This is a genomic window from Acinetobacter sp. RF14B (assembly GCF_006864105.1).
In the GTDB taxonomy this organism is placed as follows: Bacteria; Pseudomonadota; Gammaproteobacteria; order Pseudomonadales; family Moraxellaceae; genus Acinetobacter; species Acinetobacter lwoffii_C.
Window position 1 is genome coordinate 1 of record NZ_SMTB01000272.1, and the last position, 454, is coordinate 454.

Annotated in this window: 1 protein-coding gene; it reads right to left on the reverse strand. The window is 49.8% G+C overall.

Features of this window, described 5'->3' with window-relative positions; translation table 11 throughout:
• A partial coding sequence (locus tag E2K52_RS14925; RefSeq protein WP_171478886.1) for a KUP/HAK/KT family potassium transporter occupies window positions 1-454 on the reverse strand: 454 nt, incomplete at both ends.

Below are 454 nucleotides of genomic sequence, written 5' to 3' on the forward strand. Positions count from 1 at the left end.
TTTGAATCATAAATAATAAAGTGAGAACGATAATTGAGAGGGGAACTATCCAGGTATCCAGCTGCGGGGCGACGATTTCCAGACCTTCAATGGCTGACATCACCGAAATAGCGGGTGTTATGACGACTTCACCATAGAAAAAGCTGCCGCCGATTAGCCCCATAATCACCAGCATTGATGTGGTTCGCGCCGACGTATTACGCCCGGCAAGCGACATCAACGTCAGGATCCCCCCCTCACCGGTGTTATCTGCCCGCAGCACGAAGGTGAGATATTTAATGGAAACCACAAAGATTAGCAGCCAGAAGATCAACGATAAAAAGCCAAACACGGCATCGCGTTCAACGCCACAACCAAACTGGCCGGACAAACATTCACGAAGTGTATATAACGGGCTGGTACCAATATCGCCGTAGACAACTCCAATCGCCGCGAGGGTAATCGCGGGCAATGA